The sequence below is a fragment of the Arthrobacter globiformis NBRC 12137 genome, from assembly GCF_000238915.1.
GTDB classification, from domain to species: Bacteria; Actinomycetota; Actinomycetes; order Actinomycetales; family Micrococcaceae; genus Arthrobacter; species Arthrobacter globiformis.
Map to the genome: position 1 here is coordinate 126685 of NZ_BAEG01000008.1, position 25752 is coordinate 152436.

At 68.0% G+C, this 25752-nt stretch carries 24 protein-coding genes; 8 read left to right on the top strand and 16 right to left on the bottom strand.

Annotated features, from left to right (window positions below):
* Positions 1-415: 415 nt before the first annotated feature.
* From ARGLB_RS00855 to ARGLB_RS00870, 4 genes are all read right to left on the bottom strand, one after another.
* The gene (locus ARGLB_RS00855) at positions 416-1408 is read right to left on the bottom strand and encodes a Ppx/GppA phosphatase family protein (protein ID WP_003797807.1); all 993 of its coding nucleotides are present in this window, start codon (positions 1406-1408) and stop codon (positions 416-418) included.
* Between the two features lie 82 nt (positions 1409-1490).
* On the bottom strand, positions 1491-1940 hold the full coding sequence (locus ARGLB_RS00860; protein ID WP_003797808.1) for an SseB family protein: 450 nt from the start codon (positions 1938-1940) through the stop codon (positions 1491-1493).
* Positions 1941-2036: 96 nt separating this feature from the next.
* Positions 2037-4760, bottom strand: a complete 2724-nt coding sequence (topA, locus tag ARGLB_RS00865) for a type I DNA topoisomerase (RefSeq protein WP_003797809.1) — start codon at positions 4758-4760, stop codon at positions 2037-2039.
* A 174-nt stretch (positions 4761-4934) separates the two neighbouring features.
* Positions 4935-5651, bottom strand: coding sequence for an ArsR/SmtB family transcription factor (locus tag ARGLB_RS00870; protein ID WP_245531444.1), 717 nt, complete (start codon positions 5649-5651; stop codon positions 4935-4937).
* Positions 5652-5836: 185 nt separating this feature from the next.
* Between ARGLB_RS00870 and ARGLB_RS22330 the strand changes: the two genes are divergently transcribed.
* The gene (locus ARGLB_RS22330) at positions 5837-6151 is read left to right on the top strand and encodes a hypothetical protein (protein ID WP_050934204.1); all 315 of its coding nucleotides are present in this window, start codon (positions 5837-5839) and stop codon (positions 6149-6151) included.
* Positions 6152-6282: 131 nt separating this feature from the next.
* Here ARGLB_RS22330 and ARGLB_RS00880 read toward each other — a convergent pair whose 3' ends face one another.
* Positions 6283-7908, bottom strand: coding sequence for a DUF7059 domain-containing protein (locus ARGLB_RS00880; protein ID WP_003797812.1), 1626 nt, complete (start codon positions 7906-7908; stop codon positions 6283-6285).
* A gap of 72 nt (positions 7909-7980) precedes the next feature.
* Here ARGLB_RS00880 and ARGLB_RS00885 point away from each other — a divergent pair, with 72 nt between their 5' ends.
* From ARGLB_RS00885 to ARGLB_RS00895, 3 genes are all read left to right on the top strand, one after another.
* Positions 7981-8589, top strand: a complete 609-nt coding sequence (locus tag ARGLB_RS00885) for a hypothetical protein (RefSeq protein WP_003797813.1) — start codon at positions 7981-7983, stop codon at positions 8587-8589.
* 10 nt (positions 8590-8599) lie between these two features.
* Positions 8600-9043, top strand: coding sequence for a DUF6023 family protein (locus tag ARGLB_RS00890; RefSeq protein WP_003797814.1), 444 nt, complete (start codon positions 8600-8602; stop codon positions 9041-9043).
* Positions 9044-9145: 102 nt separating this feature from the next.
* Positions 9146-9706, top strand: coding sequence for a DUF6023 family protein (locus tag ARGLB_RS00895; RefSeq protein ID WP_003797815.1), 561 nt, complete (start codon positions 9146-9148; stop codon positions 9704-9706).
* Between the two features lie 55 nt (positions 9707-9761).
* Here ARGLB_RS00895 and trhO read toward each other — a convergent pair whose 3' ends face one another.
* The gene (gene trhO / locus ARGLB_RS00900) at positions 9762-10658 is read right to left on the bottom strand and encodes an oxygen-dependent tRNA uridine(34) hydroxylase TrhO (protein ID WP_043417567.1); all 897 of its coding nucleotides are present in this window, start codon (positions 10656-10658) and stop codon (positions 9762-9764) included.
* 124 nt (positions 10659-10782) lie between these two features.
* Here trhO and ARGLB_RS00905 point away from each other — a divergent pair, with 124 nt between their 5' ends.
* Entirely contained in the window at positions 10783-11475 is a 693-nt protein-coding gene (locus ARGLB_RS00905; RefSeq protein WP_043417569.1) for a GNAT family N-acetyltransferase, read from the top strand.
* Positions 11476-11632: 157 nt separating this feature from the next.
* Positions 11633-14029, top strand: a complete 2397-nt coding sequence (sftH, locus tag ARGLB_RS00910; protein WP_003797818.1) for a DNA 3'-5' helicase SftH — start codon at positions 11633-11635, stop codon at positions 14027-14029.
* Positions 14030-14053: 24 nt separating this feature from the next.
* Here sftH and ARGLB_RS00915 read toward each other — a convergent pair whose 3' ends face one another.
* From ARGLB_RS00915 to ssd, 7 genes are all read right to left on the bottom strand, one after another.
* Complete coding sequence (locus tag ARGLB_RS00915; RefSeq protein ID WP_003797819.1) at positions 14054-14449, bottom strand: Rv3654c family TadE-like protein; 396 nt, start codon at positions 14447-14449, stop codon at positions 14054-14056.
* Entirely contained in the window at positions 14446-14844 is a 399-nt protein-coding gene (locus ARGLB_RS00920) for a TadE family type IV pilus minor pilin (RefSeq protein WP_306302309.1), read from the bottom strand. The genes ARGLB_RS00915 and ARGLB_RS00920 overlap by 4 nt, the downstream gene beginning before the upstream one ends.
* A 140-nt stretch (positions 14845-14984) precedes the next feature.
* Positions 14985-15272, bottom strand: coding sequence for a DUF4244 domain-containing protein (locus tag ARGLB_RS00925; protein WP_003797821.1), 288 nt, complete (start codon positions 15270-15272; stop codon positions 14985-14987).
* 330 nt (positions 15273-15602) lie between these two features.
* The gene (locus tag ARGLB_RS00930) at positions 15603-16217 is read right to left on the bottom strand and encodes a type II secretion system F family protein (protein WP_003797822.1); all 615 of its coding nucleotides are present in this window, start codon (positions 16215-16217) and stop codon (positions 15603-15605) included.
* Between the two features lie 43 nt (positions 16218-16260).
* Positions 16261-17064 carry a hypothetical protein gene (locus tag ARGLB_RS00935; RefSeq protein WP_003797824.1) on the bottom strand — a complete coding sequence of 268 codons (804 nt, stop codon included), beginning with the start codon at positions 17062-17064 and terminating at the stop codon, positions 16261-16263.
* A complete protein-coding gene (locus tag ARGLB_RS00940) occupies positions 17061-18461 on the bottom strand; it encodes a TadA family conjugal transfer-associated ATPase (RefSeq protein ID WP_003797826.1) in 1401 nt (466 codons plus the stop codon). Before ARGLB_RS00940 ends, ARGLB_RS00935 begins: the two co-directional genes overlap by 4 nt.
* Positions 18458-19552: a septum site-determining protein Ssd gene (ssd, locus tag ARGLB_RS00945; protein WP_003797829.1), complete on the bottom strand. Its 1095-nt coding sequence runs from the start codon at positions 19550-19552 to the stop codon at positions 18458-18460. Before ssd ends, ARGLB_RS00940 begins: the two co-directional genes overlap by 4 nt.
* A gap of 337 nt (positions 19553-19889) precedes the next feature.
* Between ssd and ARGLB_RS00950 the strand changes: the two genes are divergently transcribed.
* Positions 19890-21668, top strand: a complete 1779-nt coding sequence (locus tag ARGLB_RS00950) for a bifunctional 3'-5' exonuclease/DNA polymerase (protein ID WP_003797831.1) — start codon at positions 19890-19892, stop codon at positions 21666-21668.
* 332 nt (positions 21669-22000) lie between these two features.
* Positions 22001-22192, top strand: coding sequence for a YegP family protein (locus ARGLB_RS00955; protein ID WP_043417572.1), 192 nt, complete (start codon positions 22001-22003; stop codon positions 22190-22192).
* A gap of 31 nt (positions 22193-22223) precedes the next feature.
* Here ARGLB_RS00955 and ARGLB_RS00960 read toward each other — a convergent pair whose 3' ends face one another.
* The 3 genes from ARGLB_RS00960 to ARGLB_RS00970 form a co-directional block, all read right to left on the bottom strand.
* Complete coding sequence (locus ARGLB_RS00960; RefSeq protein WP_003797835.1) at positions 22224-22901, bottom strand: NUDIX hydrolase; 678 nt, start codon at positions 22899-22901, stop codon at positions 22224-22226.
* Entirely contained in the window at positions 22898-23665 is a 768-nt protein-coding gene (nth, locus tag ARGLB_RS00965) for an endonuclease III (protein ID WP_043417617.1), read from the bottom strand. Before nth ends, ARGLB_RS00960 begins: the two co-directional genes overlap by 4 nt.
* A gap of 162 nt (positions 23666-23827) precedes the next feature.
* Entirely contained in the window at positions 23828-25378 is a 1551-nt protein-coding gene (locus ARGLB_RS00970) for a hypothetical protein (RefSeq protein WP_003797838.1), read from the bottom strand.
* Between the last annotated feature and the right edge of the window lie 374 nt (positions 25379-25752).

Here is a 25752-nt window from a genome sequence, read left to right on the forward strand (position 1 = left end):
TATTACCTCATTGAGGGTGCGAGTGATGAAGCAAGCATGGGGATGCTTGTCAGGCACCGACGGTCTGCAGTGGTTTTGCCCATTTTTTCTGCAGCAGGCCGTCGGTGTCTTTGCTTATAAGCTTCCGGACGGTTGCCGACGGATTCCCAGCGGGTTTTCAGGTAAATCCCCCAGAACACCCATACTTCCCCACTAGAGTCGTAAACGCCTCACAGGTGCGAGTGATGGAGCCGGTCCTTCGGGGCCGGCGTGGCGCCGGTCGGTTGCAGGAGTGTTCCCCCCAGCTTCTTCTGCGTAACCGGCCGGCGCTTACTCGTTTAAAGACCGGCCGGGGCTTACCCGTTTAGAAGACCGGCCGGGCGCCTGCCCGTTCAAGGCCCGGGCCCGAGAGGCCACCCCGGTCGGCGGACTAGGCCTAGATCGCCGGCAGGGCCGAGACCTGCGGGACGCCCACGTGCGGCGCCGGCTCCAGCGGACCGTCGAAGACCAGCTGGTCGAGCCGCCGGAGGATGAGGCCCTCGCGCAGCGCCCACGGGCAGATCTTGATTTTCTTGTACTCAAAGAGCTCCAGTGCCGCTTCAGCCACCAATGCACCGGCGAGGAGCTGGTTGGCACGCGCCTCAGAGACGCCCGGCAGGTGCAGCCTGTCCTCGGACTTCATGGCAGAGATGCGCTGTGCCCAGATGCCGAGATCGGCGCGGTTCAGGTCGCGCTTCACGTACGGGCCCGCGGCGCTGGGTGCTGCCCCGGCAATCCGTGCCAGGGAGCGGAAGGTCTTGGAGGTGCCGGCCAGGACGTTCGCCCTGCCCACCTCGTTGAAGCTGCGGACCACCGGCTTGAGGGTGGTCCGAATGTAGCGGCGCAGTTCCTTGACGCTCTTCGCGGAGGGCGGATCCTCGTGCAGCCAGTCGCGGGTCAGCCGGCTCGCACCCAGCGGCACGGAAGTGGCAAGCTCCGGCAGTTCGTCCTGCCCCAGCGCCATTTCGAAGGACCCGCCGCCGATGTCGAAGTTCAGGATGGTGCCGGCGCCCCAGCCGTACCAGCGGCGGACGGCGAAGAACGTCATGGACGCTTCCTCGCTGCCCGTGAGCTCCTGCAGCGTGACGGTGGTTTCGTGCTTTACCCGGGCGAGCACCGCGGGACCGTTGGTGGCCTCGCGAATGGCTGACGTACAGAAGGCCAGCAGGTCGTCGGCCTTGTGCCGCGCCGCGAACTCCCAGGCCTCAAGCACGAATTCCGTGAGCTCGTGCTGGCCGGCGTCGGTGATGTTGCCGTCCTCGTCCAGGTACTGCACCAGTGAGAGGGGGCGCTTGTGGGAGGCGAAGGGCACAGGCCGTGCGCCGGGGTGGGCATCCACCAGCAGGAGGTGGACAGTGTTTGAACCGATGTCGAGGACGCCAAGCCGCATCCTGCCATTATTCCCCCCGCCGGCGCAGCGGACGCAACCCGTCGCTTACATTGCGGGCATTAGTTTGCGGACGGCCGCGGGGTTACTCGCCCTCGAGTCCGGCGGGGTTGGGGTCCACTTCATCGGCGCGCTTGAAATCGCGCTTGATGTTGGCGATGCCCTCGGGGTTGATCTCAAAGCCGTAGGCCGCGCCCGGGTTGATGACCATGCCCAGCTCATCGCCGATGTTGGCGATGATCGCAGCGCCCTGGGTGCCCAGCACGTTCGGCGCGGCCTCCAGGTACTGCGTGTCCACCCGGCTGGGGTGCGAGAACACGGCAAGAACCGGCTGGCCGTCCGCGTTGCCCAGCACCAGCGGCTCAACCTGCGAGTCCTCGCCCTCGAGCGCGTCGGAACTGATGATGTAGACCTCGTTGTTGAGGAACGAGAGGATCACGTCCACCGGGTCTGCGTCCGGCTGGCCGCCCCGGGCCAGCTTCTCTTCAAGGTCGTTCAGCGGCGTGATGTCTGCGGGTTCCGGCTGTTCAGTCATGCATCTACTCGACCACGTTGCAGTCCACGGCGCAATTCCGGCAGCACCAGTAAAGCCCGCCGAGACCTTGGTTTCGGCGGGCTCGACCAGCGGGATCTACTTTTTCGCAGCGGCCTTCCTTGCCGGGGCCTTGCGCGTGGTGGTGCGCTTAACCGGGCCCTTGGCCCGCTTTTCGGCGAGAAGTTCGACGGCGCGTTCCCGGGTCAGTTCCTCCAGCGAGGTGCTGCGGGGGACGGTGATGTTGGTGATGCCGTCGGTGATGTACGGACCGAAGCGGCCCTCCTTCACCACAATGTTCTTCTCCGACACGGGGTCCGGACCGAACTCGGCCAGCGGCGGCACGGCCGCGCGGGCACCGCGCTGCTTGGGCTGGGAGTAGATTTCCAGCGCCTGCTCCAGCGTGATGGTGAAGATTTCCTCTTCCGAGCCGATGGACCGCGAGTCCGTGCCCTTCTTCAGGTACGGACCGAAGCGGCCGTTCTGCACCGTGATCGGGTTGCCCTCGGCGTCCTCACCGAGGACCCGCGGAAGGCTCATGAGCTGCAGCGCCTCGTCCAGCGTGACTGATTCCACGGTCATTGACTTGAACAAGGAACCGGTGCGCGGCTTGGCCTTGACGGGCTTCTTCGGCGGCTTGGGCTTGCCGTTCTTGTAGTACTCGACCGGCAGGTTGGCCAGCTGCTCCTCGGTCATCTCCGGGATGATCTCGGTGACGTAGGCGCCGTACCGGCCGTTCTTGGCAACCACCGTGTGGCCGGTGTGGGGATCGGTACCCAGGACCCGTTCCTCCGGGGCCGCGGTTTCCATGAGCTCCACTGCCTTGGCGGCGGTGAGCTCGTCCGGGGCAAGGTCCTCCGGGACGTTGGCGCGGGCGGACTCCACTACTTCGCCGGTCTTGGGGTCCACCGTGGGAAGCGAGCTCTCCAGGTAGGGGCCGAACTTGCCGACGCGCAGCGTGATGCCGTCCGCGATGGGCACGGAGTTGATCTCGCGGGCGTCGATCTCACCCAGGTTGTTCACGATGCTCAGCAGGCCGGGATCGGCATCTTCACCGTAGTAGAAGTGCTTGAGCCAGGCGGCGCCCACGGCCTGGCCGTTGGCGATCTTGTCCAGGTCGCCTTCCATGTCGGCCGTGAACTCGTAATCCACATAGTCCGTGAAGTGCTGTTCGAGGAGGCGCACCACGGAGAACGCAATCCAGCTCGGCACCAGGGCTGAGCCCTGCTTCCGCACGTAGCCGCGGTCCTGGATGGTGGAGATCGTGGAGGCGTACGTGGACGGGCGTCCGATGCCCTTCTTTTCCAGCTCGGCGGTCAGGGAGGCTTCCGTGTAGCGCGGCGGCGGCGAGGTCTCGTGGCCGACGGCGATGATCTCCGAGGCGGTCAGCCCGTCACCCTTCGCGACGTTCGGCAGACGGCGGGCCTCGTCGGAGTCGTCGTCGCCGCGGCTTTCGTCCTTGCCCTCTTCATAGGCGGCCAGGAAGCCGGGGAACGTGATGACGGTGCCGGAGGCGGAGAATTCGGCGTCGCGGCCGTCAGTGGCCACCGCACCCAGGCGGATGGTGGCCGTGGAGCCCTTGGCATCGCCCATCTGGGAGGCGACGGTGCGCTTCCAGATCAGCTCATAGAGCCGGAACTCGTCGCCGCTGAGCTGCTTGGCAACCTGGGCGGGGGTGCGGAAAGAGTCGCCGGCGGGGCGGATGGCCTCGTGGGCCTCCTGCGCGTTGGCAGCCTTGCTGGTGTAGACGCGCGGCGACTGCGGAACGTATTCGGGGCCGTACAGCTCGGCAGCCTGGCGGCGCGCGGCCGTGACGGCCTCGTCGCTCAGCGCCGAGGAGTCCGTACGCATATAGGTGATGTAGCCGTTCTCGTACAGCCGCTGGGCGATCTGCATGGTGCTCTTGGACGAGAACCGCAGCTTGCGGCCGGCCTCCTGCTGCAGCGTGGAGGTGGTGAAGGGCGCGGCGGGGCGGCGCGTGTACGGCTTGGTGTCCACCGAGCGGACGCGGAAATCGGCGTCCTGCAGGGCGGCGGCCAGGGAGGTGGCGAGTTCCTCGTTGAGGTGCGCAACGTTGCGCGAGGTGAGTTCGCCGTCGTCGTTAAAGTCCCGTCCGGTGGCCACCTTGGCGCCGTCAACGGCAGCAAGCTTGGCCTTGAACGAGCCGGAATCGGCACCGAACTGCCCGGTCAGGTCCCAGTAGGACGCGGACTTGAACGCCATGCGCTCGCGTTCGCGGTCCACCACCATGCGCGTGACCACGGACTGCACGCGGCCGGCCGACAGTCCGCGCGCCACCTTGCGCCACAGTACCGGGGAGATCTCGTAGCCGTAGAGGCGGTCCAGGATGCGGCGGGTTTCCTGCGCGTCAACGAGGGCGGCGTCGACGTCGCGCAGGTTATCCATGGCGCGGTGGATGGCTTCCTTGGTGATTTCGCCGAAGGTCATCCGGTAGACGGGGACCTTGGGCTTCAGGACCTCCAGGAGGTGCCACGCGATGGCTTCGCCTTCGCGGTCCCCATCAGTTGCGAGATAGAGCGCGTCAGCGTCTTTGAGCTGGGCCTTGAGCTCGGCCACCTTTTTCTTCTTGTCCGGGGAGACGACGTAGTAGGGCTTGAAGTCGTTTTCGACGTCGACGGCGAACTTGCCCAGGGAGGTCTTCTTCAGGTCCGCGGGGAGCTCGGACGGCTGCGGCAGGTCGCGGATGTGACCGATGGAGGCCTCAACAATGAAGCCCTCGCCCAGGTACTTGGCGATGGTCTTGCTCTTGGCCGGAGACTCCACAATCACGAGTTTCTTGCCGGTTTTGGCCTTGCTTGGCACAGTGCTCCTACAGAAAAAGGTTGCTCGGGCAGATCAGCCCATATTGGCCTAGTTCACCATATTTTGCAGAATTCTGCGCTGTCATGTGGAAAACGGTGGCCCCCATCACGGCCGGGACTGCCCGCCGCCCGGCCGGGTCCCCGCGGGCCGGCACAGACCCGTCCGCCACGCCCGTCAGGTGCCGTTGTGGCCACCTGAGGCCCCTGGCAGGGTGCGGTCGTCCGGAATCATGGACCACATGGTGGCGATCCGTTCGGCACCCGGCGGAACACGGTTGGGATCCTCCAGCTCGTAGTCGCGGAGCAGCTCAAACACCCGTTCGGTCAGTTCGCTGCGCTGCTCGGCCGTGAGGTAGAGAAGGTTGCTTGCGAGCAGCACTGCCGACGCCGGCTCCCCGGGCTCACCGCTCTGCCGCTGTTCGTCCCGGGCACGGGCGTAGGCCCTGGCGCGGCGGCGGAACGCATCCAGTTCCAGATCGATCACCGCAAAGTCCGGGCCGGCCACTGCCCCGCCCGAATTGATGGCAAAGTCGGTGCCCGCCGCCTTCCACCGGCGTTCGCGGGCGTCGGCCGACGCCTCGGCCGGGACCACGATGCCCCACTTCTGTAGCGCCCGCAGGTGGTAGCTCATCGCACTGGGGGTCAGCCCTGTCTGCTGGGCGAGTTCCGTGGCCGTGCGGCTGGACTGCGTGGAGTACAGCTCGGAAATGACCTCCAGGCGGGCAGCATGAGCCAGGGCGCGGATCGCCTTGGGGTCGGTGATTTCCACCTTCTTTTCCGGCCGGTTCCTGCGCCGGGTTCCGGCTGCGGCCGGCGTCGGCCCCGTTGCAGCCGCGGCGGCTGTGTCCGGCGTGGTTCCCGCCGGTTCCGACGGCGGCATGTCAGTACTCACTTCATCAGTCTACGCAGGCCGAAGGAGCTCTGAAAGAAATGCTTGATATCCGCCGTTTCAATCCAGCCAGCTTGCCCCGGAATTACTAAGCATGCTTTGCTTACTTCCGTAAACAGACCTCCCGCAAGCAGTTCGCGGCGGGGCCGCCAGCGTTGGCGGTCCCGTGAGAAGCCCAAAGGATGACCATGATTACCCTGCACGAAGACGCTTTGATCCCGGCAGCCCAGCCCGCCGGAGAACTCACAGGCTCAAGCCTGGATGCCGGGACAGCCACCGACGGCCCCCTCCTGGCGGCAACGGGCACCCCGCGGCACTGCCGACGGCCCATGAAGCGTCTCGATCAGGAGTTCCCCCTGGAAATGGCCATCAGGGTGGACGGCCCGCGCCTGATCCGCTCCGTGAAGGCCGTGGGTGCAGCCGACGCCGTGACCTACCGCTGCATGTGCGGCTTCACCATCGACGTCCCCGCTCCCGGAATGGGCCGCGCCCCGATTAACTGACTGTCCGTTCGCGTTCCCGGCGCGAACAAACAGTTGCGGCCCGGATCCGCCGGGCCGTTCGCGGCCACAACTGTCCGTTCGCGCGTTGGACCCGCTGTCAGTCCCGACCCGCTGTCAGTCCCGACCCGTTATCAGTCCAGGTCCGGGACCACGGGCAGCAGGAATCCGTCCCGGACCAGATTGGCCACTTCGGTGAGCAGGCCGCTGCGGAAGGCACCGCCGTCGAACCCCTCCGTCCCGCCCAGCAGCGCCTCAAGGGCGCCGATAATCTGTCCGGCGGTCAGGTCGCCATCGCACGCGGAGACAAAGCCCGCCAGTTCGGTGCTCAGCAGGTTGGTGCGGCGGAGGCCGGTTCCCTGGCGCAGCAGGATGACGCCGGGGTGTTCGGCGCCGGGGCGCTGGTGGCGCTCCTCCGTGACGTCCTCGGCCACCAGAAGGTGGGCCGCGGACACGTCGTGGGCCGCAAGCCAGTCTGTCCGTTCCACCGCCGCCCCCAGATGCGGCCCGACCGGCTGTTCGATGGGGTAGGTGATCTCCTCGAACCGGCGGATCCGCCGCTCACCTGCCAGCCGGCGCAGGAAGACCATGCCGAAGCCGATCCCGCCGACATTCCGCGACGCGAAGTCCGTCAGGTACGCGGCATAAGCCTCCTGATAGTGCCGGCGGTCCCGGGTTTCCGACGCATCCTGCAGCCAGGTCTCGGCGTACTGCTCCGGCCCCACCTGCTCGCGCTGGATGAACCACGCGTCCGTGTCCGGACCGGCCCAGCTTTGCGGCCGCTCATCCCACGCAGAACCCTCCGGGATCTCCCAGTTGCCCAGAAGCTGGGCAGTTCCGCCGGGGGCGAGCACATCAGGCAGGGAGCGGATGAGCGACGCCACGATATCGTCGCCCGGCAGGCCGCCGTCGCGGTACGTGAACTGGTCGGCTGCGGCCTCCCCCGCAGTGCGCGGCGTGATGACGAACGGCGGATTGGACACGACGAGGTCAAAAGTCTCGCCGGCAACAGGCTCGAGGAGCGATCCGAGCCGGAGGCTCACGCGATCGGCGGGCCGCGCCGGATCAATATTCAGTGCCCCGGCATTGAGCAGGAGATTGAAGCGCGTGAATGCGAGGGCGCGCTCCGAGATGTCCGTGGCGGTGACGTGGCCGCTGTGCTGGAGAAGGTGGAAGGTCTGAATGCCGCAGCCGGTGCCCAGGTCCAGGGCCCGTTCGGCATGGCGGCGGATGGTGGTCTGGACAAGGGTGGTGGACGCCTGCCCGATGCCCAGGACGTGGTCGTGCCTGAGGACGCCGGGCCGCTGGTGCGCAGCGAGGTCGCTGGCCACCCAGATCTCGACGCCGCCGTCCCTGCCCGCGTCCCAGCCGTAGGGACGCAGGTCCGCCTCGGCGGCAACCTCGGTCCCCATGATTTTCGCCAGCCCCAGCGCCGCCAGGCCTTCGGCGCGGGTCCGCGGCAGCGCGCCGTCGAGCACCTCCGCTTCCTGCGGAACGGCCAAAAGCCAAAAACGCACGACGGCGGCCAATGCTGCGGTGCGCGGCTCGCCGGCGGCCGCTGCTTCAGTCGCGATCAGCGCCGGGATGGGCTGGTCCCGGTTCAGTGCCGCGTACGCGGACTCCCCCAGCAGTTCCGCGACGCCCTCCAGGGTGTAGCCCACCTCGCGGAGGTCTGAGGCCAGGGCCTGCAGGAGGTCGGGCAGGTCGCTGCGGGGCGCGTCGGGAGTGTTGCCGGCGGTGAAGTGCGTTGGTTCGGTCACCGGCCAAGTCTATTTCCCGCCCACATTATTGTCGGCCTGATCATTGTCCGCGCCTGAGGCTACAGTTGGGCCATGCTCGGAACCCAGGCAGGGGCGGCCGATCCCGATTGGCTGCGGTACGCGACGGCATTCGCACCGCTGCTGGCCGCCGTCATCGCTGCCTGGATCGCGTGGCGCACACTCGCCCAACGGCGTCAGGCGGACCGGCGGGACCAGTGGTGGAAGCGCACCCAGTGGGCCATCGACCTTGCCATGGACCGCGACTTCAGCAGGGCGATTGTTGGCTTGGTGGCGCTGAAGCACCTTGCGGCCAGCGATCTGTGCACTGACGAGGACTACGAAATGCTGGACAAGATCGGAGGCGCCAAGATCGATGCCCTAACCCTGTCCGAGGAGAGCGCCAGGCGCGAGGCGTCGAAACCGCAGCCCACGGAATCGCCGCCCGCACATCACGAAGCCACGGCCGCGCGGGCCCGGGAGCAGGGAACCGCGGCGCCGCCGGGCGCTGCGGCGCGGACCACCGTCATTCCCGTGGCATTGGAGTCCCGGGGCGAGCAGGTTCTGGCGACCTCCGCAGGCATGGCCAAAGCGCTGACCGAGGCAGACAGACTTGTCTCCTTTGTGGCCTCGCTGCGGACCGGGGGGAGGCGGCCGGAATCCGGCGGCACCTCAAACGGGTAAGTTTGAAGGCATGCCTGAACGTTGTCCTCTGATTTCCCGCGCCTTGGGCGGGGCGGCGGCGTCCGCCGCCATCCTGCTGGCAGCGACTGCCTGCTCCCCCGTGGTGTCGATCGAAAATGCCGATGTTCCGCAGTGGCGGGCCACCGCCCTGCCCTCCGACAGCCGAGCGGTGCTGGAGGACTCCGGCAAGATCCTCAACCGGGACAGGATCATCCAGGCGGCAGCCAGCGTCCCGGCGGGTGACTACACGCTGACCATCACCTGCGACGGCGGCGGCAAGGCGTTCTTCGCGGTGCTGCTCGCCGGCAAGGAACTGACGGAAGCCGGAGCGGCCTGCAACGGCAGCCGCGAAACCGCGACGATCACCGTACCGAAGGCCGGGCGGATGGAAATCAGCGCCTCCAGCGTGGATGCACCCCTTCTGTACGCCTATCAGCTGGTTCCAGGGCGCTGATCCGCGGCCTATTCCGCTGCCATTTGGCCGCGGCGCCGGGAAATTTTCCTTCCGGCGGACTGCCATCTGTACCGGCGTCCCCGGCAGGCTTAAAGTCGGGATATGCCCACGGTGCGGACGGCCTCCGCGCATCGTTTCACGGCGCGGGCGCAACGCAGGCTCTGGCTGCGGGCGCCGGCAGCCGTCGTCGCGCTTTTCTTTGTGCTGGTGGCAGGCGTCCTGGGCGGCTGTGAATACAGCTACGACGACGGCCGTGGCGAACTTCCGGCCGCCCCCGTGATAACGGATCCCGTGTTGCCGCGTGATCCGCTGGAAAACGTGCCGGTGTCGGGTGAGGAGCTCACCGAATGGGCGAAGGACGTCCTGCCCGACGCCGAGGGACAGGTCTTCCACACAAGCTACGGCAGCGTGTCCAGGGGCCGCAGCAAGACAGAATCCACCAAGCAGCTGCCGAGCGGCACGTACTCCCTCACCCTCGCGTGCCGGAGCGAGCGGCGGGTCTCATTCACAGTCCGCGACGCAGAATCCGCCTTGGTGGACCTGAGCCTCCGGTGCGGCACCTCGCGCGTCAATGTGGTGCACGTGTCCGAGGACTCCGTGCTCCGGGTGACAGTGGAGGCGCGGTCGGCCGCCAATTTCGCCTACCGGATCAGCCGGATCTGACGCTGCAGCCAGGACCCGGCCAGGCAGGGGCTGGCGGGCGCAGCCGTCCCCCTGCTCAGGCCGCGGCGCAACCGTCCGGGCAGCGCAGGGTTTCAGGGCTGGCGGCGCACTCCGCGCAGTACAGCGTCAGCGTGCGGCAGCTGGGGTTCGAACAGTTCTCGAACTTGCTCGTGGGCGCCTGGCACCGGACGCATTCGCCGATGGTTTTGGCGTCCTCGCTGAATTCGAGGTGCATGCGCTTGTCGAAGACGTAGAGGGAGCCTTCCCAAAGGCCCTGGTCCTTGAACTTCTCCCCGTAGCGCACGATGCCGCCGTCCAGCTGGTACACCTCTTTGAAGCCGCGGTTAACCATGAGGCTGGACAGCACCTCGCAGCGGATGCCTCCGGTGCAGTAGGTGACGACCGGCTGGTCCTTCAGGTGGTCGTACTTGCCGGAGTCGAGCTCGGTGATGAAGTCGTGGGTGGTGGCGACGTCAGGGACAATGGCGTCCTTGAACTTGCCGATCTGTGCCTCGAACGCGTTGCGGCCGTCAAAGAACACCACGTCCTGGCCGCTGGCCTTCCTCGCGTCGACGAGTTCGTGGACTTCCTCGGGCTTCAGGTGGGTCCCGCCTCCCACGACGCCTTTTTCGTCCACCTTCAGCTCGCCGGGCGCACCGAACGAAACGATCTCGTCGCGGACCTTGACGCTCAGGCGGGGGAAGTCCTCCGCACCGCCGTCGGACCATTTGACGTCGATGCCACGGAAGCCCTTGTATTCACGGGTGGTTTTTACGTACTGCTTTACAGCCCCGATCTCTCCGCCAACGGTGGCGTTGATGCCGTCCTTGGAGATAAGGATTCGCCCGGTCAGGCCGAGCTTTTCGCACAGGGCACGCTGCCAGAGCCGGACAGCGTCCGGATCTGCGATGGGAGTAAAGCCGTAAAAGAGTACGATTCGGTTCAAAGCCACGTGTTTAAGGGTACTGGGTGGCCGCCGGGGACGGATTCGGACCGGGGAAGAGCCTCCTATCACAATTGCATAAGCAAGCGCCGAAGCTCTGTTGCTTATGACAGCGCTGGAATACTCTCATCACATGACGCCAGAAGCCATGGTTGGAGACATCACTCATCTGCTGGAAGTCTGGGTAGCCGGTTGGGCTGGTTGCCGGGGCTATGAGACGCGCACCGAGGGACGGTTCCCCGCGGCCTTGCGTGCGGACACGACCGGGGACTGGGAATACTTCGCCTCCGATCCTACGGACGCGGAATTCGCAGAGCTGGCGGCCAAGACTGCCGAGGCCCCCAAACGGGTCCTGACCATCCTGACCAATAATGTGGGGCGCTACAAGCTCTTGGCTGAGCAACACAACCTCAACGCCACATCAGCGTCCCAGACCATGATGGTCGTCGACATGGAAACCCAGGACTCCGAGGACCCGTGGCTCTCGGACGACGAACTGTCCCTGAAAACGTGGGAGTCCAACGGTGTCCACTTCGCCGAAGTCCGCTCGGGCGACACTCTGGCGGTGAGCGGCCGCGTGGTGGTCATCAACGGCACCGCGGTGTTCGACAAGATCGTCACCGAACCCTCCTTCCAGCGCCGGGGGCTGGGCAGCTTCATCATGAAGGCGCTGGCGGCGCAGGCGTTCTCCCACGATGTGGAGGACGGACTCCTGTTGGCGTCCCTGGACGGACAGAAGCTGTATTCGCATCTGGGCTGGTCCTCGGTATGCCACGTGCTGATGCTCTCCGCCTCCGATGAAGGGTCCGACCTCTCCGTCGTCTGACCCTTCCGGCCGTTCCGTCCTTCCGGGTTTCCGTAGCGGGTCGGCTGTTCTGTGCCGGGTTGCTTTTCCTTCCCTTCTTGCTCTGTGCCTGTCCGCTGGTCCGTGCCTGTTCGCTGTTCTGTGCCTGCGATTTTTGCCCGGATGAAAGAATGTTGGGGTGAACCCCCATGACTCGCTGATTCCGTTGCTGGGCCGTGGCCCGGACCCGGAGCAGCTCCGGCATGTGCGGACCATTCCGGCGCGCGCCGCCGTGCACGAGCCATGGCCGGACTGGGCCCACCCGGACCTGGTCGCGGCCTACGGCAAGCTCGGCATCCACCAGCCCTACCGGCATCAGATTCGGGCAGCAGACATTGCCCACGGCGGCGGGCACGTGGTGATCGCCACCGGCACTGCGTCCGGAAAATCCCTGGCCTACCAGCTGCCGGCGCTCGACGCGATTCACCGGTCCGAGCTCCGCGTCCTGTCGGACCCCGGAAAAATCCACGACGACGGCGCGGTGACGCTGTACCTCTCGCCCACCAAGGCGCTGGCGGCAGACCAGCTCGCGGCAATTAGGTCCCTGAACCTCCCGACAGTCCGGGCCGAAACCTACGACGGCGACACCGACCAGGCCTCCCGCCGCTGGATCCGCGACCACGCGAATTTCATTCTTGCCAACCCAGACATGCTGCACTTCGGCATCCTGCCCAACCACGCCTGGTGGGCCGGGTTCTTCCGGCGCCTGCGCTACGTGATCGTTGACGAGGCGCACAGCTACCGCGGCGTCTTCGGCTCCCACGTGGCCAACCTGATGCGCCGGCTGCGGCGCATTTGCGCTTACTACGCGGCCGATGGAAACGCTGCCGGACCGGTCTTCATCGCGGCGTCCGCCACCGCTTCCGAGCCGGAGAAGTCCTTTGGCCGGCTCATAGGCGCCGCGGTCCAGGGAGTCTCGGAAGACTCCTCGCCGCACGGATCCACGACAGTGGCATTCTGGGAACCGGCGCTCAGCGAGGTGCGCGGCGAGAACGGCGCCAAGGAACGCAGGACGGCGGTGGCCGAGACCGCGGACCTGCTCGCGAACCTTGTCTCGTCACGGGTCCGGACCATCGCGTTCATCAAGTCCAGACGTGGCGCCGAAACCATCTCCTCCATCACCAAACGGCTCCTTGACGAAGTCGATCCCAGCCTGCCCCAACGCGTGGCCGCCTACCGCTCCGGGTACCTCCCGGAGGAACGCCGCGCCTTGGAAAGGGCCCTGCGGACCGGCCAGCTGCTGGGTATTTCCAGCACCTCGGCCCTGGAACTGGGGATCGACATCTCCGGGCTGGACGCCGTGCTGGTGGCTGGCTGGCCCGGCACCCGGGCGTCCCTCTTCCAGCAGATCGGCCGCGCCGGCCGCGCCGGACAGGACGCCATCGCTGCCTTCGTGGCCAGCGATGATCCCCTGGACACGTACCTGGTCAATCATCCGGAAGCCATCTTCGACGTGTCCGTCGAGGCCACAGTCTTTGATCCGTCCAACCCCTATGTGCTGGGCCCGCACCTCTGCGCCGCTGCCGCCGAGCTCCCGCTCGGCGTGGCCGAGCTGCCGCTGTTCGGAGCCACAGCGGAGAAACTCCTCGGGCAGCTGGTGGCACAGGGGTACCTGCGGCGGCGCCCGGCCGGCTGGTTCTGGACCCACGCGCAGAGCGCGGCGGCCATGGTAAACCTGCGCGCTGACGGCGGCGGGCCAGTCAGCATTGTCGATGCCGACACCGGTTCGCTGCTGGGAACCATGGATTCGCCGCAAACGCACTACCAGGCCCATACCGGAGCCGTCTACGTCCATCAGGGTGACAGCTACGTGGTGGAGGACCTGAACGAGGACGATCACTGCGTGGTGGTACGCCGCGCCAACCCCGACTATTACACGACAGCCCGGGACGTCACGCAGATCGAGGTCCTCGAGACGCAGCGGACTGCGCAGTGGGGCGATGTTGCCGTCCACTTCGGCGACGTCAAGGTCACGACTCAAGTGGTCTCCTTTCAGCGGAAGGCCCTAATTTCCAATGAAGTCCTGGGCGAGGAGCCGCTCGATCTGGGAGCCCGGGACCTGTTTACGAAGGCCGTGTGGTTTGTCATGGAGAACCGTTCACTCACAGGCGCCGGACTCATCGAGGCCCAGTTCCCCGGCGCCCTCCACGCGGCCGAGCACGCCGCCATCGGCCTGCTGCCGCTGGTTGCCTCGAGCGACCGCTGGGACATCGGCGGGGTTTCAACCGCAATCCATGCCGACACCGGTGTGCCGACGATTTTCGTGTACGACGGGCATCCCGGCGGTGCCGGTTTTGCCGAACGGGGCTTCGAGAAGGCCAAGGTGTGGCTCTCGGCCACGAGAGACGCGATCGAGGCCTGCGAGTGCGAATCCGGATGCCCCTCCTGTGTCCAGTCGCCAAAATGCGGCAACAAGAACAACCCGTTGGACAAGGACGCGGCAGTCATCCTGATCGATGTCCTGCTGAAGGATGCGCGGGACGCGGCGGCGGCACAGGATTCCGAGGCGGGCGTACCGGCGCCGAACGCGGTCTAGGGGCCTTTAGGAGCGCTGCCAAGTTCAGGGCGGCGGTCCCGCCCTGGCCCGGCCGGTGGCGACGCCTAGGAGTGGCCCGGCAGGCAGCTCGGTACTGACCTCGACGGACTGGTCACCTCGGGCGGTGCAGCTGACAAGCGTTGCTTTGTGGCGGGCAGCCACCGCGGCAGCCACAAGGCAGGGCTCCCCCGCTGAAACACCACGGAGCGCGTCAGCCGCTGCCAAGGCCGCGAGGTCCGCCGCGGCGGCGGCTTTGGAGGCCGCCGCCGATGCCTGCGCCAGCAGGAGGAGCAGGGACATGACCATGACAACCACCATGCCGAGCCCCGCGGCCAGCACAGTGCCCGATCCGCGTTCGGATTCGATTCCGGAGACCGGATTTCTGCCCTGGCCGGGGGGCTGTTTCCGCCGAAGGCTCACAGGAGCCGCCCGGCAGGAATCCCGTACCGCTGCCCGGCCGGCGCCGTCTGGAGCTTTCCCGGTGGCGGTGCCGAAGATGCCGTTTCGCTGCGTGCCTCTGCCCTGGCTGTCAGCGTCCACGGCACCATGCGTCCCAGGGGTCCCGACGCCCTGTCCGACACGGTGACGCTCATCCATTCGCCGCCGGGAACAACGGCCGACGAGGCGGAAGGGCCTGCCAGTTTCCGGACGATGCCGTTGACGGCGGCGGGGTCTTCACCTCTCGCGAGTGCCCTGGCGCCAGCCCGGGCAGCATCCTCCAACCGCAGTTGGGTGATTCCCGCCGCAGACCCCGCCAGCAGCATGGCCAGAAGCAGCAGGACCGCCGGAAGGGCCACCGCGAATTCCGCGGTCACCGCGCCGCGGCTGATCCCGTGACCGTTCTCGGAACCGCGGGCCTTCCCCTGCCCGCGGCTGCCGGCCTGATCTGCGGATGGGTTCCTGTGCTGCCGGCAGGACTCAAGTCCGGCCGCTGCAGGGGTCCGCGGAGCGGGTTTCACGGCAGAGCCAGCGCCGTACGGATCAGGTTGAGCAGGAAGCCACGGACTTCGTCGCTTCGCAGGATGAACACCAGGAGCCCGGCGAAACCCACGGCGGCCAGCGTGGCGATGGCATATTCGGCGGTCGCCATGCCGGCTTCCGAGCCAGTGAGCCGCCTGCGTGGCCGTGGCTTCACCCGTGGCGCCATGCTGGCGCCCGGGTAGATCTCCAGCACATCGGCTTCTTCGGATGCCTGGCGCACGGGCTGGACGGCTTCACCCGGGGTGTGATGGTTGAGGGACATGAATTTTCCTTTCTGGAGTTCCGGCGAGTTGCCGGTGCATTCGACTCTCCCGTCCGCCGCCCGGACCGGTAAGGCCTGAACTTCCCTAAGTGGAAAAGCAGCCGGACCGGCCGCATGTGGAGGGAAAGTGCCGGAACATCCGCGGCGCCCGTGCGGGCATGCGCCGCACCTCAGGGTGAATGAAGCGACATCGGCACTTGCATGGCAGCACGAAAAGCCCTGCGGCGGGGATCAGTTTTGGGCGGCGCGAAACACCAGCCCCCGGCTCCCCGAGGGAACTCAGCTGCTCGACGGAACTCGGCGGCCCGACGGGTATCCGCCGGAGGGAACTCAGCTGCTCGACGGAACCAGGGCAAGCAGCACAGGAACGACTCCCAGGCAGATGAAGGCCGGAAGTGAACACAGCCCCAGCGGAACCACCAGCTTGACTCCCAAGGAGGCCGCACGCTTCTCCGCGGCACGGAAACGCTCCCGCCTCATTCTGGCGGCCTGGGCATAAAGGATGGATGACGACGGTGCACCGGTCAGCGCGGCGAAGCCCAAGGCGTCCCTGAGGGCGAGTATCTCCGGCGAGGGCAGGTCTGAACTCCGCCAGGCCGTCTCCCAGTCGGCGCCAATGGCCATGGCTCCCACGACAGGCCGAAGGGCGCGGCGGTACTCGGGTGAGGCCGCAGCGGCCACCAGTTCCAGTGCTCGTCCGATACCGGCACCCGCGTGGAGCATGGCGGCAATCAGCTCAAGCATCATGGCGGTATCGCGCAATCCCGGTGACTGCTCGGCGCGCCTCTGAGAGTGTTCGTCCTTGTCCGCCTTGCCGCTACCCGCCGCCAGGCCGCTCCGGCGAAGGAGACCGGATCTCGCAGGGGCGGATCCGCTAAAGGCGAGGCCTGCAGCGGCCGCGAGCGCCAGGAAGATGAGGGAAGCGGCCAGCACTGACCCGTTCATCGGCCCGATCCGCTCAAACCGAGGCAGTCCGGCTGACGCGTGTTCATGGCGCGGCCGCGCCGGCGGCTGCCCGCACGAGCCTCGCGGACCATATGCGGCCGGCAACGGTCAGTCCGATGCCTGCGACCAGCGCAGCCACACCGAACGGCGTGCCCAGCAGCACGGCCAGCGGGTCCACGCCGAGGCAGACACCCAGTCCCAGCCCCAGCAGGGGCAGCCAGGTGAGTAGCGCGACCGTTGCCTTCGGTCCGGCGAGCGCCGTCTGGCGGGCGGCTTCGGCGTCGTCTTCAACCTCGAGCTGGGCGGCAAAGCGGGTCAGGACGTCGGCCAGCGGACAGCCGCTGGCGGCCGCTATCTCGAAGCAGGCTGCCAGCTCAGCCCAGATCCGCGGCTCACGGCCGCCCGCTCCCGGACGCGAGGGTGAACAGGCCGACCGTATTGCCTCGGCTACCGGCGCTCCCCGCAGGGCCGCTCCCCGGGCGGCTGACAAGACAGCCGACGATCCGGGGCTGAGCCGTGGCCGGCAGGGGCTGTCATCCGCAGAGCCCTGCTCCACGTAGAGCTGCCACAGTTCCTCCCACAGCCGCGAAGGGGACCGGCCACCCTTCAACAGGGCAGCCAATTGCTGAACCACCACCGTCAGGGACACGAACGCCTCCCGGCGGCGGCCACGGGTGAGACCAAACTCGACTCGGTCCATCGTGGCACGCCGTCCGTTACGGCGGACACGTCCACCGGCGAAACCGCTGAGGCCGAAGGCGACGCGTGCGCGCCGAACCGGCCCACCCGCAGGGCTGAGGATCAGCCACGCGGCGAGCGCCAGTGCACCAACAAGGGCCGCGGTCATGCTGCTGCCCTGCGGGCTCCGCGCTTTTCACGCAGGTTCCCCGGACCGGGGCCGGAATCGCGGGCAGGGATGGAGCCGCGTCCGTCGCCGGCCCCGGGGACAGTGCCTGCCTCCGTTGCCAGGCCCGGATCGAGGGCCAGTCGCTGGGCAAGGATCTCCCACGCCGGCCCGGGAACCGGCCGGCCGGCTGAAACGTCAAGAGCCACGACGACGTCGAGGCCACCGTGCCGCTCGGTAAGAATGCCGATGCACGCGACATAGCGTCCGTGCCTCGACCGGGCCACGTGCACCACCACGTCAAGGGCGCTGGCAACCTGCAGGCGGACCGCATCCTGGCCAAGCCCGGCCAGGGCCCCCAGAGCGGTAAGCCGGGCTGGAACCGAGCCTGCGGCGTTGGCGTGGATGGTCCCGCCGCCTCCAGTGTGGCCCGTATTCATGGCCGTCAGGAGTTCGCGCACCTCTGTGCCCCGGCATTCCCCCACAATCAGCCGGTCCGGCCGCATCCTCAGGGCCTGGCGGACGAGTTCACCGAGGTCCACTGCCCCGCCCCCTTCGAGATTCCCGTGTCGTGATTCCAGCGAGACCACATGCGGGTGCACGGGATTCAGCTCGGAGGCGTCCTCGATCAGGACCAGCCTCTCTCCCGGGTGGCAGAGCCCCAGCAGGGTGGACAAGAGGGTGGTCTTTCCGGACCCGGTGGCCCCGCTGACCAGGAAACTCAGCCTCTGCTCCACCATGCGCTCCAGAACGCATTGAACAAGTGGCCCAAACATGCCCCCGTCCCGGAGCTCGTCCAGGGTGAAAACCTGTTCCCGCCGGATCCTGACACTGAGCAGCGTGCCGGCCGCCGAGATGGGCGGCAGAACGGCATGGACCCGGTACCCTCCCTCGAGCCGCACATCCACACACGGCGATCCGTCATCCAGCCGCCTGCCGCCTGATGCCACCAGCCTGGCGGCAAGGGCCCTGAGCTGCGCCTCCCCTGCGAAGGTCACCGATGTCCGTTCGATGCCGCGGCCCCTGTCCAGCCAGACGGAGTCCGGGGCGTTCACGAAGATGTCCGTGACCAGCGGGTCCCGGACCAGGTGCTGCAGCGGCCCAAGGCCGTTGAGCTCAGCGCTGATGCGCTCAGCGGCGGCGAGGGTTCCTGCTGTGCCCAGCAGCTTCCCGGTAGCCTGCACCGCAGCCGCCACCCGGGACGGGGTAACCGGCCCGGCGTCGGCCATGACCGACTCGCGGACGGTCTCGAGAAGCCCCGCGTCCAGGACCCGTGCCGCGCGCCGCCGCCCGGCAGTCTCGGCGAGCGCGGCGCGGGAGGCAGGTGCCCCGGGAAACCCGGGTCCGCCACTGAGGCCAGCATCCGCACCGGCCGCGGGCACTCCCAGATGAGCACTCACCGGAGGTCTCCGGTCTCGCCGGCGAGGAGGCCAAGCACTGAGGAGGCGAAGCGCCGCACGCTCTTTCGCCTGCCTTGGTCGAGCAGGCGGCCCAGCTCGGTGGCCGAGGCTGTGCCCCGCACCTCGGGCATCACGCCGTGCAGGGGCAGCCCCACGGACTCGGCGACCAGCGCGGCGTCCAGCGCAACCCCGGCCTTTCCCCTGATAACCAGGGCGGATTCGACAGGCGGAAGCTCCTGCAGCAGCCGCGCGGCGGCGACTGCAGCCTTCAGCTGGGCGGGGACGACCACCAGGAGGCGGTCACAATCCCATGCGAACGTGCGCAGCGGCTCGGCGTTGCGGCCGATATCGACAATCACCACTTCATAGCCCCTGCGTGCGGCGTCGAGGACGCCTCCCACGGTGACCGGGTCCACCAGGGGCGGCCGTTCCCTGCTTCCGGGCCACGACAGAAACGAGAACCCGCCGGCGACAGGCAACGCGTCCGAGAGCTGCTGGGGGTCAATGCTGCCACTGGCATCGGCCAGATCCGGCCAGCGGAGACCCGGGGATTCCTCCGCGGCCAGGGCCAGTTCGAGGCCACCGCCCCAGGGATCGGCGTCGACGAGCAGGACCCGCGCACCGAGTTCGGCTGCTGCCTGCGCGAGCCACGCCGCCGCGGTGGTGGCACCCGCCCCACCGCAGCCGCCGGTGACACCGAGCACCAGGCCTCCGGCCTCGGGTGAACGGGACCGGCTGAGATACTCCGCCAACCAGGCGGCGGCGTCCGGAAGAACGGCGACGCGTTGTGCACCCAGGGCAGCGCCCAGGTGCCAGAGCGTGTCCCCTTCGCCGCTGAGACCGACGAGCACGGCCGGGGCACGGCGCCGGGGCGGCAGTTCACGGACGTCGCTGCCCACCAGGACGTCGGCCGCGGAATCCCAGAATGGCGCAGCCTCCGCCACATCGTCCACCACCCGGAGCCGTCCGCCCGCGGCAGCGACAATCCGTTCCACTTCTCCCCGCAGGAATTCAAAGCCCGTGACGAGCAGGACGTCGCCGCCGTCGCCGGGGAGCCAGGTTCCGGTTTCAGAACCGGGCGAGAGCCCCACCGGAGCCGGCCTGCGCCGTGCATCCGGCACAGCAGCACCAGGCACAGCAGCATTGGGCACGGCAGCATCAGGCTGTGCGCTGTCTGGGTCTGATGGGAGTCGCCCGTTCCGGGCGTGGTGCCTGCTCATGCAGCAACTGTGCCCAACGGAACAGCCGCCCGGCAGAGCCGGATGGCCGTATGTGGAAAACCGGCCGGCCGGCTGCTGAAAAGGAACGCCTGACTGGCTGTGGAGGACAAGAGCGACAAGGCCCCGCAGGTGGGCACAGGCCGGCCACTGGCATCCAAGGCGCCAGACGCGGCGCCGAACAGCGCGGCGGCAGGGCAGAATTGGACATATGTACCTGTTGCTCGCCGCCCACCCTGACGGCGCAGCCGTACAGGAACTCACGGCGGCAGGCCTCCCCCACCCTGACAACCCGGAACCCCGGATTGTCAGCGTTGCCCCGCAGCGAGCGGACGTGGGAGCCCACCAGGCCGCACCCCAAACCGCACCCGGCGGCGGAACCGGGCTCGCCGCCGTCGTCCGTGAACTCGAGAAGCGGCGCCCGCGCTGGATCTGGCACCGCACCCAGGACTGGTACCCGTCACTGCTGGCGGCGGGCGTCGACGTGGAGCGTTGCTACGACCTCTCCTTGTGCGGCGCCATCCTGGCCCATTCCGAGTTCACGGCCCACACCCTGTACTCCCGGAACGCCGAGAAGCTTACCCAGGACGATGACCTGCAGCCGCCTCGGCTGCTCCAGCCGCCTCCTCCTCCCGCGGACCAGGGGGCGCTCTTCGATGACCCGGGCGCGGCCACCGAACCGCGCCAGGCCTTGGCCGAGTTGCGTGCCGAATACGCCGCCCAGCAGGAGGCCCTCGCAGCGGCGGGAGCAGCCACCGCTGGGGACGGTAACCGCCGGCAGCGTCTTCAGCTCCTCCTCGCCGCCGAATCCGCCAGCGCCTTGGTCGCTGCCGAGATGCAGCATGCCGGCGTGCCGTGGCGCGAGGAGCTGCACGAGCACATCCTGGCGGAGCACCTGGGCCCGCGGCCTCCGGTGGGGCACCGCCCGGCCAAGCTCGAGGCCCTCAACACCGAACTCCGGGGCCTGCTGAACGCACCGGCGCTGAACCCGGACTCGCCACAGGAGCTGATGCGCGCCCTGCACCGCAACGGCATCGAGGTGAAGTCCACGCGGCAATGGGAACTGAAGGGGTCCAGCCATCCGGCGATCGCGCCGCTGCTGGCCTACAAGAAACTGTCGCGGCTCCACACCGCCAACGGTTGGGCGTGGCTGGACGCCTGGGTGCGGAACGGAAGGTTCCGGCCTGAATATGTAGTAGGCGGAGTGGTGTCGGGCCGCTGGGCGTCACGCGGCGGCGGGGCGCTGCAGATCCCCCGCCAGGTCCGCGGCGCCGTGCATGCAGACCCGGGGCACAAGCTCATCGTGGCGGACGCGTCCCAGCTGGAACCCCGTGTCCTCGCCGCCCTCGCGCAGGACTCGACCATGGCTGAGGCCGCCCGGGACCAGGATCTCTACGCGGGGATCGCGGCCAAGGGGTTCGGCGGTGATCGGAGCAAGGCAAAAATGGCGCTGCTGGGAGCCATGTACGGCGCCACCTCCGGCGAAGCGGGCCGCCTGATGCCGCAGCTGGCCAAGACCTACCCGCGTGCGGTGGGCTTCGTCGAACGCGCCGCCCGCGACGGCGAAGCGGGCCGGACCGTCACCTCGCGCCTGGGACGCAGCAGCCCGCCGCCGTCGGAACGGTGGTTCCTCAGCCAGCGGTCCACTTCGGCGGAGGAGCAGCGCCGCGCCGACGCCATCGCGCGTTCGCGCGGACGTTTCACGCGGAACTTCGTGGTCCAGGGTTCGGCTGCGGACTGGGCGGCCTGCTGGCTTGCGGAACTACGACGGCGGCTGCGCACCATGCGTGCCGACGGTTCAGCAACAGGGGAACTCGTGTTTTTCCTGCACGACGAGGTCATGGTCCACGCCCCGGACGCCGCTGTGGATGCCTGCGTCCGCGCCATCGAGGAAGCGGCCAACGCCGCCAAGGAGCTGCTCTTCGGCCCCATTCCGGTCGAGTTCCCGGTGAGCGTCGCCGTCGTCGACTCCTACGACAACGCAAAGTAATCCGGCCTCCAGAGCCGGCCAAACCGAAACGGGGCACTTTGACGCGCGCCGCGCCGGCCGCCGTCGTAATTCACGACGTCGGCACCTCCAAAGTGCCCCACGACGGCACTTCCTGGCTCACCTGCCGCCCCGTGGGGGCCGGACAATAGCCCCTGTCCACGGCAAATAAAAGTCACATTCGCCACTTCCGGAATAAGCGGTTGTACCGAGTAATGTACCGGCGGGTAGCTCGCATCATGTGGCGTGGGCCACTAAGCTCGATGGTGGCCGGGCAGTGGCAACAAGTTGGCCCGGCACGTGCGACGAAGCATCAGCAGGGGGTTTCCACGCCAATGGCGGGCAAGTTTGAAGTTCACCAGGACAGCGATCAGTCCTACAAGTTCCGGCTCATGGATGGGGACGGAAACATCGTGGCAGAGTCGCCGCGATTCAAGAGTGTTTCGGGAGTAGTGGCGGGCATCAACGCACTGCGCGAAAACGCCGCCACCGGCCTGGTGGTGGATCTGCGGAAATCGCAGCACTGACACTGGCGGGACAGCCGGCAGTTCCGCCTCGTCAGAGGTCCAGCGGGTGAAGCCTGGTCCTGTCCCAAGGGACGGCCCAGGCCAGCTGGTCGAACAGTTCGTTCAGGATCATTCCCGTAAAGCCCCAGACCACCAGGCTGTTCACGGTGAACGCCGGGCTCTGGAACGTCTGGTTCATGCGGGTCACGGCCGCCATGGTGCGGTTCTCGGGGTCCAGCAGGTCACGGACCGGGACCCGGAAGACCTGGGCGGACTCGCCGTAGTCCACCACCCGGACGGGCGACGGCGACGCCCACCAGGCCAGGACAGGGGTCACCAGGAAGTTTCCGCGCGGAAGGGCCAGTTCCGGCAGTGCACCCAGCACTTCGACGCCGGAAGGGTCCAGGCCGGTCTCCTCCTCGGCTTCCCGCAGCGCGGCCTCCACCGGAGTCTCACCCGCGTGGATACCTCCGCCGGGAAAAGCCACCTGGCCGGGATGGTCATCGAGGGTGTGGGCCCGTTCCAGGAGCAGGACGTCCAGGTCGGCAGCAACGAGCGGTTTGCCGGAGGCTGCAGGCACATCGTCCAGGGCTCCGAAGAGGATCAGAACGGCCGCTTTGCGGGCCACGGACTCGTCAACAGTGAGCTTGCGCCAGTAAGGATTCCGGGCAGGACCGGTTCCCGCCCTGATTGAATCGACGAGGTCCACCAGGTCCTGGCGCGCTGTCATTGAGTCCTCCGCTGCGATTCCATCCGGATCTCGGCGGCGCGGTGCGTCTCGGCCAGCAGCTTCGCCAGGAGCTCCTCGTTTCCGGGCGCCAGCTCGTACTTCAGCAGTTTCGCGGCCTTGGCGGGGTTCGTCTCGCCCGAGCCGAAGCTGGGGCACCAGTTGGCCACGGCGCAGGCCCCGCAGGCCGGCTTGCGGGAATGGCACACCCGCCTGCCGTGAAAGACCACCCGGTGGGACAGCATGGTCCAGTCCCTGGGCTCAAACAGCTCCGCCACGTCGGACTCGATCCGGACGGGGTCGTCCGACTCCGTCCAGCCGAACCGCCGCGCCAGCCGCCCGAAGTGGGTGTCCACCGTAATGCCGGGGATGCCGAACGCGTTGCCCAGCACCACGTTCGCGGTTTTCCGCCCGACGCCGGGAAGCGTCACCAGGTCTTCCAGCCGGCCCGGCACAACGCCGTCGAACTCGTCCACCACCCGGTTCGCCAGCGCGAGGAGGTTCCGCGTCTTGGCGCGGAAAAACCCCGTCGGCTTGATGATGGCTTCAAGCTCCGCCGTGTCGGCTTCCGCCATGGCCCGGGCGTCCGGGTAGCGGGAGAAAAGGAGCGGAGTGATCAGGTTGACTGTCACATCCGTGGTCTGCGCGGAGAGCACCGTGGCCACGAGGAGCTCAAAGGGATTCCGGAAGTCGAGCTCGGCGTGGGCGTACGGGTACTGCTCGGCGAGGGCACGGTTGATCCTGCGCGCCCGGCGCTTCAGCGCCAGGGCTGACTCGCCGGAGCGGGCCGGCGGGCTAGCCGCCGGCCCAGTTTCGGCGGGGGCGGCAGCGGCGGGAACCTCCGCGGATACCTCTGCCGGGGCAGGGGCAACAGGGGCGCCGACCGGGGTGCCGCGCCGGCGGGAAGCGGAATCGGCCACGGTGGCCGGCTAGCCGCGCTCGATGTTGCTGAGGTCGCGCAGGACGCCCACCCGGCCGTCCGTGTGCTGGACCAGGAACTCATCGCCGCGGTCCTCGAGCGCCAGGACCCAGCCGCCGGGCTCGATCCCGAACAGCGGCGCGCCCGTGCGCTCGTCAACGGCAGTGCGGTGCTGTGCCACGGCAAACCAGAAGGCCTCGTGGACCGGCTCCTGCTCCGACTCCTCCGGCCGGCTCGCCGGGTCAACGGTGGCACCGATCGGTTCCTGCGACCTCGTCTGCTCGGGCATGTCCACCCTCGGGTGAACCGCGGTAGCAGGCGTGGCCGAGGCCGCACGGGCTGCCTCTTCCGCGGCTTGACGTGCAGCAGCGTTGGACTTGCCTTCGGCTACGGGGGCTTCCGCAGCGGGCGCCTCCCCTGCCGCTCCGACGGCGGGAGCTTCAGCTGCGGGAACTCCTACGGCGGGGGCTTCAGCTGCCGGAGCCTTTGCACCGGCTGCTCCAGCGCCGGCCGCCGGGGCTGTGGCTTCGTCCACCGGGGTCTGCTTGGCCGCCGAGGTGGCCGGCTGCGCGCCGGCGCCGGCGGCCTTGGCGGACGGCCGCGCGCCCGTCTGCGCAGCGGCACCACCGGTCTGCGGGGACGGCACGACGGCGGCCTGTCCCATTTCCGGCGAGGCGGCGGCGCTGCTGGCCGCGTTGGCGGCAGGCCATCCTCCGGTCGCCGGCGCTGCACCGGCGCCAGCGGCACCTGCAGCACCGGCGCCAGCAACACCACCGGCACCTGCGGTTACGGTCGGGGTTCCACCGCGCCCCGGCTGGCCAACCGCCGTCGCACCATGGGAAGGGGAAGTGTGGGAGGCGGCACCATGGGAAGCGGAAACACCCGCCGAAGCAGCACCCGGCACGGCGGCAGCACCCGTCGCGGCGGCGGCAGGCTTCGGCTCCTTGGGTGCCTTGGGTTTGCGCACGGGAACTGCCGAGTCGCGCGCCATGATGTGGGCCGGCACCTCGGCGCGGTCCAGGAAGTCCCCGGCGAAGAACGGGATGTAACGGGCCAGCACCGTGGCCGCCAGCAGGACAAGGGAGCCGATCAGCGCCACGAGCAGGCTGGGCGTGTACGCTCCGGCAACAGAGAGGAAGAAGAAGCCGACCGCAAACGAGGCAACCACCGAACCGAACTGGTCCACGGAAAGGGATCCGATCCGAACCTTCGTGTCAGGGGCGAGCCGGCGGGCGGCAAACAGTGCGGCAACGATGAGCGGCAGCACCACACCGAGCCCCAGAAAGAAGAGGCTTCCGAGGTTCCACAGGTTGTAGCGCACAGCGAACATTGGAATCAGGGACGCGACAAAGAGAACCAGGGTGGCTGCGAAAACAGTCAGGTCACGGACGGTGAAAGGTCCGGCAACGGCCTCATTCCGCACGCCTTGCTGCTTCATGAAAGTCGGCGCAGCACTGTGCGCTTCCGGCCGCCCTGACGGTCCTGTGCCGTGCGGTGCCTGGCCGGCGCCCTGCTGGGCCGTGCCCTGCTGGCCCGGCTGGCCCTGGCTTTGCTGATTCATTCTGTTCTCCTTAGCGTGGCGGCGCCCGGACTGGCGTCCGCTGCGTGATTCCGCCCTACGGCCGGAGCATGACCATAAGCGGTCTGGCTGCCTCCGGCCACTGTCACGAGTCCATCTCAGCCTAGCCAAGTGCAGGGTGCTTCACTAGCTGACTGGCCGCGGAGCGCGGTGCTCACAGAAGCCGCACAGCTCTCCCAAAGAACCGTTCACCGCTAAATGGGCACCGCTCACGGCCAGTCGTGTGACGCGGCCCACGCGCCGAAGCCTGAGGCGCTAGTCTGGTTTCGGAACAGCTCTTTGCGGTTTGTCCGCGACGGGCCGTTGCCCGACGCCGTGCGCCGGGCAACGGCCGGGACCGGCGCACCGCGCAGCAA

Bases quoted from the DNA above. Each gene is read 5' to 3' on its own strand.
- ARGLB_RS00855 (WP_003797807.1), bottom strand. From the start codon at position 1,408: ATGCGGCTTGGCGTCCTCGACATCGGTTCAAACACTGTCCACCTCCTG.
- ARGLB_RS00860 (WP_003797808.1), bottom strand. From the start codon at position 1,940: ATGACTGAACAGCCGGAACCCGCAGACATCACGCCGCTGAACGACCTT.
- ARGLB_RS22330 (WP_050934204.1), top strand. From the start codon at position 5,837: ATGATTACCCTGCACGAAGACGCTTTGATCCCGGCAGCCCAGCCCGCC.
- ARGLB_RS00885 (WP_003797813.1), top strand. From the start codon at position 7,981: ATGCTCGGAACCCAGGCAGGGGCGGCCGATCCCGATTGGCTGCGGTAC.
- ARGLB_RS00890 (WP_003797814.1), top strand. From the start codon at position 8,600: ATGCCTGAACGTTGTCCTCTGATTTCCCGCGCCTTGGGCGGGGCGGCG.
- ARGLB_RS00895 (WP_003797815.1), top strand. From the start codon at position 9,146: ATGCCCACGGTGCGGACGGCCTCCGCGCATCGTTTCACGGCGCGGGCG.
- ARGLB_RS00905 (WP_043417569.1), top strand. From the start codon at position 10,783: ATGACGCCAGAAGCCATGGTTGGAGACATCACTCATCTGCTGGAAGTC.
- ARGLB_RS00925 (WP_003797821.1), bottom strand. From the start codon at position 15,272: ATGTCCCTCAACCATCACACCCCGGGTGAAGCCGTCCAGCCCGTGCGC.
- ARGLB_RS00930 (WP_003797822.1), bottom strand. From the start codon at position 16,217: ATGAACGGGTCAGTGCTGGCCGCTTCCCTCATCTTCCTGGCGCTCGCG.
- ARGLB_RS00935 (WP_003797824.1), bottom strand. From the start codon at position 17,064: ATGACCGCGGCCCTTGTTGGTGCACTGGCGCTCGCCGCGTGGCTGATC.
- ARGLB_RS00950 (WP_003797831.1), top strand. From the start codon at position 19,890: ATGTACCTGTTGCTCGCCGCCCACCCTGACGGCGCAGCCGTACAGGAA.
- ARGLB_RS00955 (WP_043417572.1), top strand. From the start codon at position 22,001: ATGGCGGGCAAGTTTGAAGTTCACCAGGACAGCGATCAGTCCTACAAG.
- ARGLB_RS00960 (WP_003797835.1), bottom strand. From the start codon at position 22,901: ATGACAGCGCGCCAGGACCTGGTGGACCTCGTCGATTCAATCAGGGCG.
- ARGLB_RS00970 (WP_003797838.1), bottom strand. From the start codon at position 25,378: ATGAATCAGCAAAGCCAGGGCCAGCCGGGCCAGCAGGGCACGGCCCAG.